Genomic DNA, 16,421 nt, shown 5'->3' with positions numbered 1-16,421 from the left:
TACTTTCACTAGTATGTAAAAATCGATTAACTTTCTATAATAATGCTCTCTAATTTATCCGTTAGCGTTTTAAAGTCATAATTCTGTATAGTTGATAAAGAGTTTTGACAGTATTGATTGTATTCTTGCTTATCCATATGGTAAAACTCTAAAATACCTTGTACTAAAGCGTCCACTGAGCCACCTTTTACAGTTTTCCCACAGTTTTGCTTTGTTAATATATCATAGCCATTTTCCATATTGGACAACGTAGGCTTTCCAGACGCCATATAATCAAAGAGCTTATTCAAGCTTAAGCCATACTTATATAAAGGAATATGCTTACCAGTGAATATATTTAAATTAGATTTACTTAAAATATTAGGAATTAGCTTTTTATCGACCTTACCTTTAAAAACAATATTAGTTAACCCTTTACTAGCTACATATTCTTCAAGCTTTTCTCTTTGGCTGCCATGGCCAAATAAGATAAATTGAATATCGTCTATTCCTTTATTTTGGATTTCCTCTGCTGCTTTTACTAAATAGGTTAATTCATTAGCTACGCCCATGCTACCCGTATAAAGAACTTTGAAAGTAGAAGGATTATCAAGATTGTCGTCAGAGTAAATGAACTCGTTTTTGTTTTTATTATACTCTTCTAAATCCACACCATTGTTTATGTATCTTACTTTAGATGAGTCGAGTCCGATTTCTTCCACATAATCCTTTCCTCCTGGAATAGTAAAGATAAGCTTGTCCGCCTTCTTATATAACCATTTTTCACCCTTGTACAAAAGCTTTGCCACAAAACTATTCTTTTTAAGAGTTCCGTATTGGACAATTGTCTCGGGCCATAAATCTCTAATCTCACAAATGCAGGGAACATTAAATTTTTTAGCTATCTTAATACCTGCTAATAGAGTTAGTGGATGTACACTAGAAGCAATGATTATATCCGGTTTACCATACTTTTTACTATATTCCTTTGTAGTGGGAAAAAGGTTTTTGTAGAAATTCCACATATTTTGTAGTCGTTCTATACCATTTTTGTATTTGGTAGTTTTCACAAAAACATAAGGTATTTTCTCTACAGACTTTAACTCGTAAGTTCCGTTCGTTATCGATATCTGAGAATCACTATTATGTCTAGTGCTTGCACAAAAAATAGTGGGCTCATAACCTTTTTTAATAAGATTTTTGGCAAACCAATAATGTCGCCCACCGTTATTGAAGTATGTACCATGAGCATAATGATTGAAAATCCATACTGTTTTTTTCTGCATTGTCATATCCTCTTCTGTTTGATGTAATTATTTTACTTTCTCCGGCACTTTATAATTACATATAGTATTCTTAAACTTACCTGAAGCTAAAACAGGGATCTCATTTACAAACTTCACATCAATACGGGCATCCTCACCTAAAATTCCTTTAAACGAATCTATAAAATCATTTTCCGCATAAATGCCCTCTGCTCCATTGACCTTTAAAATATAATACGTTTTATCTTCTTGAATAAATTGCCATTGTTTTAATTTTTTATATCGTTTCATATGTACGCTTATAGTATGTGGCGTTAAAACATTTCCTTGTGCATCATACACCATATCGATTCGTCTTCCTTGAATACTTCTCAAGGTAGAAATATTATGACGATCTAAATCATCTGATATAGCTAAATCTCCTGTATCATATCGAATAATAGGCATCGCATGGTTATATAAATCTGTGACAACTATCCGCCCTAGTTCTCCAGGGTTTACCGGTTCATCACTATCTAACTTTAATAATTCAATAAAGTAGCTTGCTCTATTTACCCTAAACACTCTATCATTAGATTTTGTCTGGGCTAAAATCCCATTTTCTTGATTGGAATATCTGTCGATAATAGGACAACCAAAAATCTTCTCTAGCTTTTCTCTCGTTTCTTCTTTTAATAACGAGGAACTAGAAAAGATAACCTTTAAATTATACATATCCGGTGTATCGCCTTTTTCATATATATAATTACTTAGAATTTCATAGGAAGAAGCATAGGCCAAGCAGCTATTAATATGCTTATCGTTCTGTAATGTTCTTCGAATACTTTCTAATGCCTCTTCATCTAATCGCAATATGTCTATAGGAACTAAATTTTGTTTAAGCTTTTCAATTGTAGTTTTCTTTTCTGGCCAAGCTTTAAAGTACATATATTTTTGACCAAGTGTCTGTCCTTCTATTTCATTGAAATAGATTACCTCTGCCATCGTTCTCTCACGCTTTGCTCTGTCCTGATTTACCGTAAAAGGAGTTCCAGTGGAACCACTAGTAGACATTTGATGATATACATTATTCAAATGTTTTTGAGATTGAAAAGATGTATACATTTCTTTATAATGGTTTTTTGTTACAACAGGTAAATCACTGAAATTGGATGACTTTAATGGATTGTAAAAAGGGACAGTATCATAAGCATGATTGCAAATTGACTGAAGCTGTTTAAGATTCGAAGTATTACTTTCCATTATTTGTTTAATATCATTATAATTCTGTTTGATTGTCTTACCTTTTAATGCATCCATTCCCCAAAACACAGTTCCTCTAAGAGTCTTTCTTACCATTATAATCACCCTTCATTTAATCGCCTTCTATTTATCTAATATCTCTTAGCTGGTAAACCCTTATACAGACCATTAGCACTTGTATTTTTTGTGACTACTGCACCAGCACCAATACTTACGTTTTCCTCGATAGTCAAGCCCTGCAAAATAGTAGAACCAGTCCCAATCATTGAGCAATCCTTTAGAGTAACATTACCGGAGATTCGACTGCCAGGCATGACTGTGACAAAACTCTCCATTTGTATATCATGTCCCATGGTTGTTCCTATATTAATATGACAATGATCTTCAATATAGCAATCAGGATTTATAACCACACCAGCGCAAACAATATTACCCTTTCCCAGTTGAATATAGTTACTTACTATAGCGTCTGGATGGATTAAGTTTAGCCAGTTAACGGATGTTAATTTTTTAACTAGGAGCTTTCGGACGTTACAATTAGCTATTGCTATCACACCAAATACTTCATTTTGCTCTGAGTATTCTTTCAAATAATCGGTTGTACCAAGAATCTCATAGCCCATTATATTGCTTCCAACGAGATTTTCATCATCATCTATTAAGCCTAAGAGTTTATATCTTTCTTCGTTTACGTTTAGCTTTTCTACAATTTCTATAACCTGCTTACTAAAACCACCACTACCTATTATAAAAAGCTTTTTCATATGTCACCCTCGAATTCAAATTTGGTTCACTTTTGATTACTTCCAGTTCCTTGAAATCGATTATTTGTTTTAGTATTGTCGAAGTTGATGCCTTCTTTTACAAACACTTTTTTAATTGTCATAAATATAATCTCAAGATCCTCTAGAAAAGATATATTCTTTACATATTTAACATCTAAATTGAATTTGTCTTCCCAGCTAAGTGAATTTCGACCACTTACTTGGGCAAGACCAGACAAACCTGGACGAACATTATGTCTTTTTCTTTGCTCTTCATTATATAAATTAAGATACTCAACCAATAAAGGTCGTGGACCAATAAAGGACATATCTCCTTTTAATATATTTAAAAGCTCTGGTAGTTCATCTATGGAAGTAGAACGGAGGAATTTCCCGAAGCGAGTAAGCCTTACATGGTCGGGTAACAGCTCTCCATGTTCATCTCTCTCCTCTGTCATTGTTCGAAATTTATACATTGTAAAAACCTTTTCATGTAAACCAGGTCTATTTTGTTTAAATAAAATCGGACTCCCTAATTTGTTTCTAACGAGAATCGCCACGACTAGCAGTAGAGGACTAAGGATGATAAGCATCGTAAGGGAAACGATAAAATCTAATGGTCTTTTAATGAGCTTTTTGTAAATCCCATCTTTTTGCCTCATGAGTTATGCCTCCCAAATCCTCTTTATAGTCTTAGTAACTCTCTCTAGTTCTGAATCTGTTATTTTCGAATCAGATGGCAAGCAAACTCCATTATTAAATAGATTTTCCGAAACATCACTACCGATATAGTCATATTTTTCAAAGAACGGTTGCAAATGCATTGGCTTCCATACTGGTCTAGATTCAATATTTTCGTTTTCTAGGGCTTGCATAACATCAATCGGTCTAACATGTCCATTTAAAGTTAAGGCGCTTAACCAGTAGTTAGGCTTGTCCCATTCATTACTAGGCATAAATTCTATACCATCTAGACCGCTGAGCTCTTGTTTGTAAAAATTAAATATGTAATTTTTCTTTTCCACTCTCTTATCCAAGACCTTAAGCTGCCCTCTACCAATTCCAGCAACCACGTTGCTCATTCGATAATTGTAACCGAGCTCACTATGTTGATAATGTCTAGCTTGATCTCTAGATTGGGTAGCCCAGAATCTTGCTTTTTCAATTCTCTCTTCATTGTTAGATACGAGCATTCCACCACCTGAAGTAGTGATGATTTTATTTCCATTAAAAGAAAAAATACCATAGTCACCAAAGGTCCCTGTATGCTGCCCTTTATAATATGTCCCTAACGATTCTGCTGCATCCTCTATTAAAGCAACATTATGCTTATTGCAAAGCGCTACTATTTTGTCCATATCGGCAGATAAACCATATAAATGAACCACTATAACAGCTTTAACATTAGGATACTTAGCAAAAGCCTCTTCCAAAGCTTTTGGACACATATTCCACGTTTCATGATCACTATCTATAAAAACAGGTATTGCATTTTGATAGATAATAGGATTAGCAGTAGCAGAAAATGTTAGTGTCGGACAAAATACAATGTCCCCTTCCCCTACTCCCGCAGCCTTTAGCGCCAGATGGATCGCGGCTGTTCCAGATGATAGAGCTGCTGCTGATTTCGAGCCCACCTTTGCAGCAAGTTCTTTTTCAAAATTATTTACATTTTCTCCTAATGGCGCAATCCAGTTAGTATCAAATGCTTCTTTCACATATTGCATTTCATATCCTTCCTCACTCATATGAGGAGACGAAAGGAAAATTCTTTCATTCATTATTTGACTTCCTTCCTATTTAAATAGCATCTGGATAGGTTTTCAACATTCATACATCTAACCTTATTTCCAAACATAATGTTTTCTCAAATTTATAAAGATTTATCTTTTAAACGTGTTCCTTAATAGGGGAGTCGACAAACTTATGATTCGCTAATCCTATTAACGTTTCTTTAAGTGTTGCATTGTTCATATGAGGAAGCTTCTCCATCACATATTTCAATTCAGACTGACTGATTGGATTTGCCTTTCCAATATGAATTTTTGGAAAGATAAATCTGCTTTGAATCTCATTTTCGCTTAAGAGCTCTTCATACAATTTTTCTCCCGGTCTAATACCTGAAAACTCTATACCTATTTCATCTTCTCTATAGCCAGAGAGCTTGATTAAATTTTTAGCTAGGTCAACAATTTTAACCGGCTCGCCCATATCTAGAACAAATACTTCTCCCCCGCTAGCTAAGCTCCCCGCCTGAAGAACAAGTCTAGAAGCTTCGGGTATTGTCATGAAATACCTCGTCATTTCTGGGTCTGTGACAGTTATTGGTCCGCCTACAGCAATTTGTTTTTTAAAGAGTGGCACTACACTACCACGAGATCCAAGAACATTACCAAAGCGAACCGCTGCAAATTTCGTCTTACTCTCTTTAGCAAGATTTTGCACAACCATCTCTGCGAAACGTTTGGTAGCACCCATAATATTCGGTGGATTAACTGCTTTATCAGTAGAAATCATAACGAAGTATTCCACTCCGAACACATCTGCTGCCTCAGCAATATTTTTTGTGCCGAAAATATTGTTTTTTACGGCTTCCATTGGATTGTGTTCCATCAATGGAACATGCTTATGTGCAGCTGCGTGATAAATTACATCAGGTTTATACTCCGATACAATGTCGAAAATACGTCCACGGTCTTGAACATCTGCGATTATCGGAATTATTTTTGTAATCATGGAAACCTTTTGTCGCAATTCCATGTCTATAGTATAGATAGAATTTTCTCCGTGACCGAGTAGAATAATTGCCTTTGGATTGAATCTGGCTACTTGTCTACAAATCTCTGAACCAATGGAGCCGCCCGCTCCAGTAATGAGAATAGTTTTGTTAGTTAGTTTAGATGAAATTGTTTCAAGGTCAAGTTCTACTTCGTCACGACCAAGTAAGTCCTCAATTCTCACATCTCTTATTTCATTGATTGATACTTTCCCTGTTAGTAAGTCTTCTATAAGAGGCATTGTTTGCGTACGAACTCCAGTATCTAAGCATAGCTGTAAAAGCATTGCACGACGCGTCTTTTCCATTGAAGGAATAGCAATAATAATGTGCTCAATGTTCTGATTCAAGACTACATCCTCAATTATGTCGGTTCCACCTAACACTCTCATGTTAAAGATATCCAATCCCTTTTTAGTTATATCATCATCTAAAAAAGCAATTGGCTTAAGCGGCGAGTTCGCATTCTTCAATAATTGTCGAGCAATCATTGTCCCAGCTGCACCTGCGCCAATAATAAGCGTCCTTTTTTTAGAGCCTTTTAAATTTTGCCCACTTATGAAGGTGTCTCTTATCACTCTCCAAGATAATCTTGTCCCACCAATTAGTAGCATATGCAACATCCATGTAACGAATAATGCTCTAACAAGTACGTCTCCCGTTACGATTACTTGGATAAGAGCGACTGTTAGTATGGAGAAAGTTACTGCCTTAAATATCGACAATAATTCTTTCACGGATGCATATTCCCATACCTTCCGATACAGTCCGTAATACATTGCAAAGCTGTGATGCGCTACAAATATCGTAAGCGAACTAATCAATAATAATACATCCGTAAATGGATTATCGATTGGATGCAGTAGAAAATAGCCGATGTATATTGAAAATAACACTATACATGAATCGACTAATATCAGCATCGACATTCTTCGCTTTAATGACATCGTGTCACTCTCCTATTCTTTTACCTATGTAAGCTATTTCTTTTACCTATGTATAATTTCTATTCTCACTGCACATAATTATAGCACTTTGGATATAAATTTGTTGTAATTTTATTGTAATGCAATTGAAATATAACTGTTATGTGGGTATTTTGTCCTTTTAATTTTATCTTACATATCCTCATTAATTTCCTTATTATTCCTTTTTAACTGTTATTATTTACCGTTATTTATGATAAAAATCAATTATTTTACAATTATATTTACAGAATAGTTCATTTGATTCTAAATTTATTTTAAAGGTTTTAGCTTACCATATAGTTTATTTTCCTTAAAAAAGGGTATGATAATAAGTGTTTTTAAGTATAGATTTCATTAAAGAGAACAAACAAATATAGAATTTCATTAGGCAAAGTAATAAGCCATCACCATCGCTTTCGTTGGGCGATGGTGATGGCTTATTTGTCTCAAGTATGACTTTAATTCTTATTAAAAATATGATAAAAGAATAGTTATTGTTATCCGATAAAGCTCCACCATTTTTTAGGAGTGGGTTCCGTTGGTTCTAAAAGAATAACTTCTTTATTTTCTACAATTCTTGCATTGTTTTCTAGAAAAATATCTACAGTATCTAGCTTTTTTTGCTTTTCTAGATAGCATAGTCCTGCATCAAATAAGAATGGTCTTGTTTTTTTGCTATGCACATCGGAACCATACGTATGGACTAAATTACAATCTATTAGCTGTATAGAGGTTTTCTGTATACTTTTACCGAAGTGTCCTGCTAAGCTACCTGCTGTAATTTGAGAGATAGCACCATGATTTATAAGCTTAAGTAATCTACTCGGTTTTTCTGCGATAGCTTTATTTCTTTCGGGATGTGCAATGACCGGTACTTTTCCCATGCTTAATATTTCTTGAATGATAGCTATCGTATAATTGGGCACATTCGATGATGGCAGCTCTAACAAAACATATTTTGAACCAGCTAATGTTAAAGCACTCCCTTCTCTCAGTTGTTCTACGATAGAATCCCCAATTCTTATTTCTTGCCCTAGGTGCAATTTTATTTGCAAATTTTCTTTAGCTATTTCCTCTTTGATATTATTGTATTTTTCTACTACAGCTTCCTTCAGCACTTTATATTGTGGATGATATGCATGAGGGGTCACAATAATATCTGTAATACCTTCTTTTACCGCTTGATATACAAGCCCAAGCGATTCTACCAACGTTTCAGGACCATCATCAACTCCCGGAAGAATATGTGCGTGGATATCTACCATAATATAACCTCCATTCAATTTAAATAGAAAAACGAGTGATTAGGATGGTTCCCAATCACTCTTCAGATCCATAATATTGATAGTAGTAATGATCTTTTTGAAGTACATAGTTATTTAAAACCGCCCCCAAAATATTTGCCTTGGAAGAAATTAATGCTTCTTTAGCCTTCAATAGTGCATCCTTTTCTGTTTTTCCGGCACTTAACACGATAACTGTACCATCGCATAAATTAGATAATATTTGTGCATCGGTCACTGATAATACAGGAGGAGCATCAAAAATAATCATATCGTATTTTTCTTTCAAGTCTTCCAGGACCTTTTCCATCGTCTTAGAACCAAGTAATTCAGCTGGGTTCGGAGGAATTGGGCCACATGTAATTATATCTAAATTTTGTACATCATCATGCTTAATAACTTCCTCTAAAAGAGCTTGACGCGTAAGCAAATTAGAAAGACCTAAAGTGTTAGTTAGATGAAAAGTATAATGCACTGTTGGCTTTCGCATATCACCGTCAATCAGAAGCACTCTCTTTCCTTCCTGTGCAAATACCACAGCACTATTTGCAGCCACTGTGGATTTCCCCTCACTAGGTGAGGCAGAAGTAAATAACATAGATTTTATTTCCTTGTCTGGCATTGAGAAGTTGATATTTGTTCTTAGCGTTCTAAATTGTTCTGAAACAATTGCCTTAGGATTAGATGATGTGATCAGCTTTCTAGCTGCAGTCAATAATGGTTTATTTTTCTTTTTGTTAGTTGGCATTTCACAACCTCTTTCGTCTATCGATTACTTCTAGTTTGGTGTCTTGAAGATCTTTTTCTGAAATATTACTGATTAAACCTAACACAGGCAGGTTTAATAATTCTTCTATATCTTCTTCTGTTTTTACAGTCGTATCTAAATATTCTAATAGAAAAGCAAGTCCTACTCCAAGCATCAGACCAATTACCGCTGCTATTGCCATGTTTAACATTGGATCTGGCTTAACAGGTGAAGGATTATCTCCAAGAACAGCTGGAGTTAGAACACTAACATTATCTACTTGCATCAGAGTCTTTATTTGCGCTTGAAAAACCTGAGCAGTTTTGTTAGCAATATCCACCGCTCTTTGAGGATCAGGATCTTGAACCGTAATATTGACTACTTGCGAATCCTCTGCATTATTTACTGTAATTTTATTGGTCAAGGCAGCAGGTGTAGTATTTAAATCCAACTCATCAATTACTAATGATAAAATCGCTGGACTTTTAATAATCACATTATATGTATTAATAAGTTGAAGATTGGTTTCTATATCCTGTGAACTAAACGTATTTACCTCTGTTTTCTCTTGATTTATTAAGATCTGTGTTGACGATTGGTAAATAGGAGTTATAACAAAATAGCTCACTACCGCACTGATAGCTAATGCAATTATCGTCAATATTATAATTAATGATAATCGCTTTTTAAGTGTTTTAAAAATATCTTGAAGTGTTATTGTTTCTTCCATTCAAATTGATAACTCCTTCTATCTTTTATTACTAAATTAGACAATGCTAAAAAGTTTATATTATTCTATCATAGACAAACTTATTAAAACTACTGATAACAATCCTTACTATCCTTATGCAAACTAAATGAATATTTATTCAATAATTTAATTTCCTAAAGCCTTTTTCAATATACTATCTCGTCGGGCTTTCTTTTTTGCTTCATACTCTTCTTCCATTGCTTTAGCTTCAGTCTTATCAAAGCCATTTGCTGCTAAGTCTTTTTCGACGGCATTCAAAACTGCATCAAACACTTTGTCTGTGTTCCCTTCCAAATCCTTTGCAGCAGCCATATATTTGTTATAAAAATATCCAACATTAATTTTTTCGCCATTTGCTTGTTTGTCTACGTATTCTTTTTTAGCTTTAACAATCAAGGCATTTACTTTCGTATCTGCTTGATCCTCTAATCCTTCTAAAGCAGGTGTATATTTTTCTTTAATCGCAGCAACCGTAGTTTCATTGGAGGAACCAGAGCTTGTCCCTGAAGAATTATCGGTACCATCATTTCCAGTTACGTTATTGGAGCTCTCTCCGTTTCCATCGACAGCATTGTTCCCTACAGTTTCTCCACTTGTTCCCTCTTCTTCTATCACTTCACCATTTTCATCCATAGAAATAATAACTCCACCTGGCAGCTCTACTTTATACGGTTCTTTTTCTACAATTTCTTTTACTTCGTCATCTGCAACATCATATTCCTTAAATTTAAAAGTATACAGTAAGTAACTGCCCCCTGCGATAATTAAAACAAGGACAATAATAGCAAAAATCTTCAACTTCTTCATTGATATATCCCTCCCGAAAAGTAACCTTAGTTTAGCATGATAAATATTCTAATAGTATATAATGTGCCAACATTATGTATAAAAACCCACCACTTTTTATATGTGGTGGGCCTAATAGATTAGTAACTTATTTAAATGTAATGGTAAAATCCACATTCATCGGCACGCCATTGTTTACTGTTAAAGGAAGTGAAATTGTTTTTCCTTTTACATCTCCCAATGAGTCAGCTCCAGGAACCAGTGCTTTAACGTAAGCCAGTCCCTCTGGTGAAAGAGGAGTGAAACCATTAACATGAGTTACTCCCAATTGACTAACCACATTATTAAAAAGTTCTTGCCCTAAATAATTCGCTACATCCTCTGGTTTTGCATCAGCCTTAACTGTCACAGTTACAGCGTTCAGTCCAGTTGATTCTAACGTAGCAATATTACTTTGAGCTGCATTTAATGTTGTGACTAAGTTAGCAATTTTAGAGTTAAGAATCTCTTGTTGTAGCGGATTAGCTGCATTATCAATTGCTTTTTTAGCTTTAGCTACCTCCTCTAATAATGCCGCTATAAACGGATTGTTCGTGGAAGATGGTAGACTGCTTAAAAGAACATTAATTTCATTGTAGGCAGCTTGGGCTTCTATAAGTTTACCCGCAGCTAAGAAATCGTTAATTTTAACAGTTTTCATATAAATAGTTACAGGAACCATTAGCTCAGCGCGCTTAGCATCAGCTGGCTTTTTGTACTGTTCAAGTAATAAATCTCGAGCTGCCTTACCTGAAAATCTATATAAGATAGCTGTTCTACCTTTTAGCTGATAGGATAATTTATGATATTCTTTTTCAACTGTTGCAAAATCATTCCTAGATTGAGCATTGTTAATATTATTCATAATAGGTACAAGATATTTTGTCGCGTAATTATATGCATCAATATATGGAACCATTCCTTTTGATACTTTCTCATCGTACAGTGCATCTAACTCTCTTAGATATGATTGCTTTTGTGAAGAAGAATAGGTAGACGAAGCTATCAGATTTCTAGTTTGTTGGTAGTTCTTCTTTGCACTATTTAACGATGAATTAAGTGAGTTACTTGATACCAATTTGTCTTCCAACGCCGGGTAAACATAATGTGTCGTACTTCGATTCAATTCAGCTTTTGTTGCCTCAATGGATCGATTTACATTTGATGTGTTCCCATAAGCCACGGATGAAAATGATAGAACTGAAGATGTTAACAATACTGCTGCTGCCGTTTGTTTCCAAATCCTTGTCATATTACTCCTCCTCTTATCTAATAGTAAAGTATGTTGAGAATGACCAATATATTTCAACAGCTTCATAGTACTCTCCGTTTCGACAAATTTCAAACAAAAACCCCATAAATTCACAATTTTCGTACCATTTATATGGATAATTTAATTAACTATGGTAAATTATATCTATTTCACAAATTCCTTTTTTAGGATTTTTATCCTTCAATATATTCATAACTATAAAATTAATTTTTAGTAATTAGTAGTATATTAAAGTCATAATATTTTATTAATTTCATTTTTTAGGGATAAAATAGCATTTTATTTTTCCATTTTAAACCATATAATATATTTATAAACAACCATTCGGTTATATAGTTGTTAATAGGAAAGGAGCAAGAATTTGAAGAAAATCATCATGATTGTCGCCTTGTTTGTTCTGCTATTGTCCTCTTACACTACCGCATCAGCCGCTGCACTATATAAGGACATTGTGGATACCCATCCAGACAAAGCCGCCTTTGATTTCTTAGTTGCAAAAGGTATTATTGTTGCAAATTCGGCTAGTAATTTTGGTATAAATAAGGATATGACTCGCTTAGAGGCTGCTGAATTATTCGTCGAAGCACTTGACCTTGATACTACTAAACCATTTGAAGTAATAGTGACGGATCTAGATTCAGATCACGCTAGCTATCCAATCATTGCAGCTGTAGTAGAAAAGGGGGATTATGAGCCTCGATGAAGAAGGTGCATTTAATAGAGAGCAGCCGTTTTCTAGAGGAGAAGCTGCGGTTTTTCTTGTTCGAGCATTTGGATTGACTGGAACTGTTCCGAAGACTTTTAAAGATGTACTACCGGAATATTGGGTGACGGATGATATAAAAACACTGCAATTTCACAATATCATTAGCACCTCTTCCGACAATACTTTTAGACCATTAGAAAATGTAACAAGAGGAGACTTTGCTGTTTGGTTAGCACGTAGCCTTCAGCCAGATTTACGTAAAACCCCCACTCCTGCTGCTCCTCCTACTAAGTCCTGTGAGAAACCTAGCAATAAAAAAATAGTGAAAGTAAATGTTCAGGTCACTACACTGTGGAAGCTGCCAAACGCTTATCGTACTGTAGATAAACCGTCTATAACGGCTCCTGTAGACATTCATAAATGGACAAAAAATATGAGTCAAAAGGAAAAATGGTGGTTGGTTAATAGAGTCGACACCCAAGCATTGTTTGGAGATGAAGTAACCATTTTGAAAACTAGTGGCAACTGGGTCAAAATAGCTGTAAAGGACCAATATGTTCCTAACCAAAAGGAAGGCTATCCGGGCTGGGTGCCAAAATCACATATAATAGAAACAGCTAAGGATTATTCAGATTGCTCCATTGCAGTAGTAAATGCAAAAAGCACCATGCTTTATAGCGATACTGCAAAAAAAAATAAATACATCAGTCTCAGCTACTCTACTATCCTTCCAGTCATCAAGGAAGAAGGCAATTGGTTACACGTGCAAACTCCACAAAACGGCGTGAAGTACATGCAAAAAAAAGACGCGAAATTATTTAAAAACTACCAATCTATCCCTAAACCAAATCAAAAGGATATCGTAAATAGTGCCAAAATGTTCCTAGACCTCCCATATCTCTGGGGTGGCACCTCCTCCTTTGGATATGATTGTTCAGGCATCATCTACTCTGTCTACAAAAATCACGGAATCATCATTCCAAGAGACTCCTTTGTTCAAGCAACAAAAGGGAAAGCTGTGTCAAAGGCTAACCTTCAACCAGGAGATTTAGTGTTTTTTGCAGGTAATCGAGGAAAAGGAAAGGTATATCACGTGGGTCTTTACATCGGAGAAGGTAAAATGCTTCATGCCCCAAGCTCCTCCTCTAAGGTAAAAATTGAGTCGATGAATGTTGGGACCTTTAAGACGAATTATGCAGGTGCACGGAGATATTTGGACTGATTAGATGGAGGAAAAAATTTAGTTAAACTGCTGCGGCTAAGGCAGCAGTTTTTTTAATTTGAATTCCTAAGCTATTTAAAGAAGCCGAATTTGCGCGATCAGGAATAATGTTGAAACTTTTTACGTGTAAAATCAGTAAGTATGATAGATAGGAGGAAGAATAATGAAAAAAATAATTAGTATTTTCATCATTGTACTTATCTCAGTTGGAGTAGCTGATTTAATACAGGGAGTTATTTTAACACTGCTTTATAATCCAAATTCTTACTCAACAACAAATGGTTTAGAATTGGCGGGCTACCTACAATATACTATTTCCGCCTTAACCGTAACTTTTGCGCTATGGGGTGTATATAAGGTGAAGAGTTTTATAACACGCACTAAACCTTCGATAAAAATATAGTTCTACCATTTTATGTAACACATTCCGAATCTCTACGTCTATTGTAGATAAAGGGGTGATAATCATTAGAAGGATTTTAACAGTAAGTATCATCGGTCTAATTATTATTGGATTTTTTGTTTTTGAGCCTTTTCGTTCAGAGCCTCCTTCTCCAACTGTAACAGTTGGAAAAACAAAAATTTCTACCACACAGGGTTCTTATTGTTGGAACGGACCGATATCAGCCAAGTGTGTTGATATGGTTTATACCAGTCCGTTAGATATGGCAAAAAAACATACGCCCACATCTGTTTCTCCAGGAGAAGAAATTAAAATTGATTTTAGAAAAGACCCCATCGATGAATCATTAATAGTGGAGCAATGGATCGATGAAGAAAATGTAAATGCTATTCAAATGAAAGATAATTCAATCGTAGCTCCAAAGGAAAAAGGAGTATATGTCTACTATATAACAGCTGATTGGAAGCAAGGAGACGGAAACTATGCTTTCTCAGTTGTCGTTGAATAAAGATTGTTTTACACTTTCTACCGTCGCGTATAATAAATATGCTACCTTTTCAATGATGCTATTGCATATTACGAAATGCCGAGTTAAGTTATCCTACTTATATTGAAAACATGAATGAAAAATCACAATTTCCACTCTCAGCGGACGCTTTCCGTGGCATGAGCGGTAAGGTAAGCCCTCACCGCTGCTAACGCATCGTTTGTGTTGGCTTATCTGTCTCACTCATTCCACTGGCGTCGCCTGTCGCTGCAATCAACAAAGAGATAAATGTTCGTATTTTATTAGTAAAGTGCTATTTTGAAATGAGCTCAGTTTTAATAACAAAAACAAGTCCTAGTCATAGCTTATACACTCCCATATACCAATATGTTATAAAAAAAAAACGAATCCATTTAGATAACTAAATATCAAAATGGATTCGTTTATTTTTTATTCTTTTACACTAGTCGGTGTTGCTTCCTTTACGATAATCATACCGTCATATGCTTCATTCGGTGTCATTTCAATCGTATAAAACATCTTTAAAAACTTGTACCACATACGAAAGTCATCCCCGATATTAGCCATCTTTTGCTCCGAAGAAATTATATCCGATAACTCATCTGACTCACTCGCATTTTCAAAATCCACAAAGAAAGTATTTGATTCCACCTCACTGAAGGCATCCACTAAATCATTGTGATTCTTCACTGTAAAATTCTTTCGTTCCCCACTACCATTTTTCGATTGAAACTTACTTTTGATAAAGTCGCTACCTATTGCAAAATACTCTTCACCGTATCGTTCATCTAAATAATTTCCCATCGACTTATAGCCAGCTAAAGATGCTGATGTTTTTTCAATATGTCCATTATGACCATTGATAAATACTTTTTCGTTTCCTCGTGCTGCTTCATAATCAATAATCCATTGTAAGTTGTCCGTTAAATATTGATCGCGAAGCTGCGTGTATTCTCCTTCATTCAAAAACAATTGCGTACGCTGCTTCAAAATTTGCGCATTTTGTAGGGCAAAGACATGGGATTCCTCGGAAGATTGTTCTACATAAGCTGCTTTATTTGATTGTAAGTCTAAAATGATATTTTCAACTGTTTCATTGATATCGTGCAATTGCTCCTTCGTTAACTCACGCATTTTCTCATTGGTGACGATCTCCAACTTTGAGTCATAATTTTTGAACAAATCTGGGTTTACGGCTTTGTAGTATTCGAGCACGCCTTTTTTACTATAGTCATAGCGTTGCATGTCATTACCATAAAAATAAACCTTCTCTTCCTCGCTCGCTGTCGCGTTATAATCATGCATCCATTGTACAAGATTGACCATTTGCTCCGTTTTATAAATACTATAGTCTAGCGTGTTTACTGCCTCTTCAGCTGTGCCATTTCCATTTAAAATGAATTGATTTATTTGCTGTCCACCTCCGAAATCACCCTCTAAGACAAATACACGGACATTTTCATTTTTTATTAACACCTCAAATACATCTTTTTTCAGTTTTTGAAATTCAATGTTCCCATGTGTTGCCTCCCCTAAGCCGATTAACTTCACATTATCTGGGATGTCAATATCCTCCACTTGGGTAATGTATGATTCTGCATCGTCAACTGCTTCGCCATTGCACCCGATCAATAAAACAGAAATAAAAATTACCAAACATAATATAAAACTCTTATTATTAATTTTCATCATCCCCTTAAACTTCCTT

The 16,421-nt window shown here is 35.0% G+C and carries 16 protein-coding genes; 4 read left to right on the top strand and 12 right to left on the bottom strand.

Annotated elements, in window-relative coordinates:
* Window positions 1–26: 26 nt before the first annotated feature.
* From MHB55_RS04290 to MHB55_RS04240, 11 genes are all read right to left on the bottom strand, one after another.
* On the bottom strand, window positions 27–1,265 hold the full coding sequence (locus MHB55_RS04290; RefSeq protein WP_340862677.1) for a glycosyltransferase family 4 protein: 1,239 nt from the start codon (window positions 1,263–1,265) through the stop codon (window positions 27–29).
* A gap of 27 nt (window positions 1,266–1,292) precedes the next feature.
* Complete coding sequence (locus tag MHB55_RS04285) at window positions 1,293–2,582, bottom strand: phenylacetate--CoA ligase family protein (RefSeq protein ID WP_151111186.1); 1,290 nt, start codon at window positions 2,580–2,582, stop codon at window positions 1,293–1,295.
* A 35-nt stretch (window positions 2,583–2,617) separates the two neighbouring features.
* Window positions 2,618–3,250, bottom strand: a complete 633-nt coding sequence (locus tag MHB55_RS04280) for an acetyltransferase (protein ID WP_144540363.1) — start codon at window positions 3,248–3,250, stop codon at window positions 2,618–2,620.
* A gap of 26 nt (window positions 3,251–3,276) precedes the next feature.
* A complete protein-coding gene (locus MHB55_RS04275) occupies window positions 3,277–3,912 on the bottom strand; it encodes a sugar transferase (protein ID WP_340862676.1) in 636 nt (211 codons plus the stop codon).
* A gap of 3 nt (window positions 3,913–3,915) precedes the next feature.
* Window positions 3,916–5,031 carry a DegT/DnrJ/EryC1/StrS family aminotransferase gene (locus MHB55_RS04270; RefSeq protein ID WP_186318241.1) on the bottom strand — a complete coding sequence of 372 codons (1,116 nt, stop codon included), beginning with the start codon at window positions 5,029–5,031 and terminating at the stop codon, window positions 3,916–3,918.
* Between the two features lie 109 nt (window positions 5,032–5,140).
* A complete protein-coding gene (locus tag MHB55_RS04265; protein ID WP_144540365.1) occupies window positions 5,141–6,973 on the bottom strand; it encodes a polysaccharide biosynthesis protein in 1,833 nt (610 codons plus the stop codon).
* Between the two features lie 518 nt (window positions 6,974–7,491).
* Entirely contained in the window at window positions 7,492–8,259 is a 768-nt protein-coding gene (locus tag MHB55_RS04260; RefSeq protein WP_340862675.1) for a tyrosine-protein phosphatase, read from the bottom strand.
* A gap of 55 nt (window positions 8,260–8,314) precedes the next feature.
* Window positions 8,315–9,025, bottom strand: a complete 711-nt coding sequence (locus MHB55_RS04255) for a CpsD/CapB family tyrosine-protein kinase (protein WP_151111194.1) — start codon at window positions 9,023–9,025, stop codon at window positions 8,315–8,317.
* A 1-nt stretch (window position 9,026) separates the two neighbouring features.
* On the bottom strand, window positions 9,027–9,755 hold the full coding sequence (locus tag MHB55_RS04250) for a YveK family protein (RefSeq protein ID WP_144540371.1): 729 nt from the start codon (window positions 9,753–9,755) through the stop codon (window positions 9,027–9,029).
* Window positions 9,756–9,902: 147 nt separating this feature from the next.
* A complete protein-coding gene (locus MHB55_RS04245) occupies window positions 9,903–10,583 on the bottom strand; it encodes a hypothetical protein (protein WP_191696614.1) in 681 nt (226 codons plus the stop codon).
* 127 nt (window positions 10,584–10,710) lie between these two features.
* Window positions 10,711–11,853 (bottom strand): hypothetical protein, encoded by a 1,143-nt coding sequence (locus tag MHB55_RS04240; protein WP_340862674.1) that lies wholly within the window; start codon window positions 11,851–11,853, stop codon window positions 10,711–10,713.
* 382 nt (window positions 11,854–12,235) lie between these two features.
* Between MHB55_RS04240 and MHB55_RS04235 the strand changes: the two genes are divergently transcribed.
* From MHB55_RS04235 to MHB55_RS04220, 4 genes are all read left to right on the top strand, one after another.
* Window positions 12,236–12,577, top strand: a complete 342-nt coding sequence (locus tag MHB55_RS04235) for an S-layer homology domain-containing protein (protein ID WP_340862673.1) — start codon at window positions 12,236–12,238, stop codon at window positions 12,575–12,577.
* Window positions 12,564–13,802, top strand: coding sequence for an NlpC/P60 family protein (locus MHB55_RS04230; RefSeq protein WP_340862672.1), 1,239 nt, complete (start codon window positions 12,564–12,566; stop codon window positions 13,800–13,802). The genes MHB55_RS04235 and MHB55_RS04230 overlap by 14 nt, the downstream gene beginning before the upstream one ends.
* A 163-nt stretch (window positions 13,803–13,965) precedes the next feature.
* Entirely contained in the window at window positions 13,966–14,205 is a 240-nt protein-coding gene (locus tag MHB55_RS04225) for a hypothetical protein (RefSeq protein ID WP_191696617.1), read from the top strand.
* A 55-nt stretch (window positions 14,206–14,260) separates the two neighbouring features.
* A complete protein-coding gene (locus MHB55_RS04220) occupies window positions 14,261–14,713 on the top strand; it encodes a hypothetical protein (protein WP_144540382.1) in 453 nt (150 codons plus the stop codon).
* A 429-nt stretch (window positions 14,714–15,142) separates the two neighbouring features.
* Here MHB55_RS04220 and MHB55_RS04215 read toward each other — a convergent pair whose 3' ends face one another.
* Window positions 15,143–16,405: an erythromycin esterase family protein gene (locus tag MHB55_RS04215; RefSeq protein WP_225215887.1), complete on the bottom strand. Its 1,263-nt coding sequence runs from the start codon at window positions 16,403–16,405 to the stop codon at window positions 15,143–15,145.
* Between the last annotated feature and the right edge of the window lie 16 nt (window positions 16,406–16,421).

The sequence above is a fragment of the Psychrobacillus sp. FSL K6-1267 genome (assembly GCF_038003265.1).
GTDB classification, from domain to species: domain Bacteria; phylum Bacillota; class Bacilli; order Bacillales_A; family Planococcaceae; genus Psychrobacillus; species Psychrobacillus faecigallinarum.
Note: the sequence above shows the minus strand (reverse complement) of the source record. Positions and strands in the feature narration are given on the sequence as shown.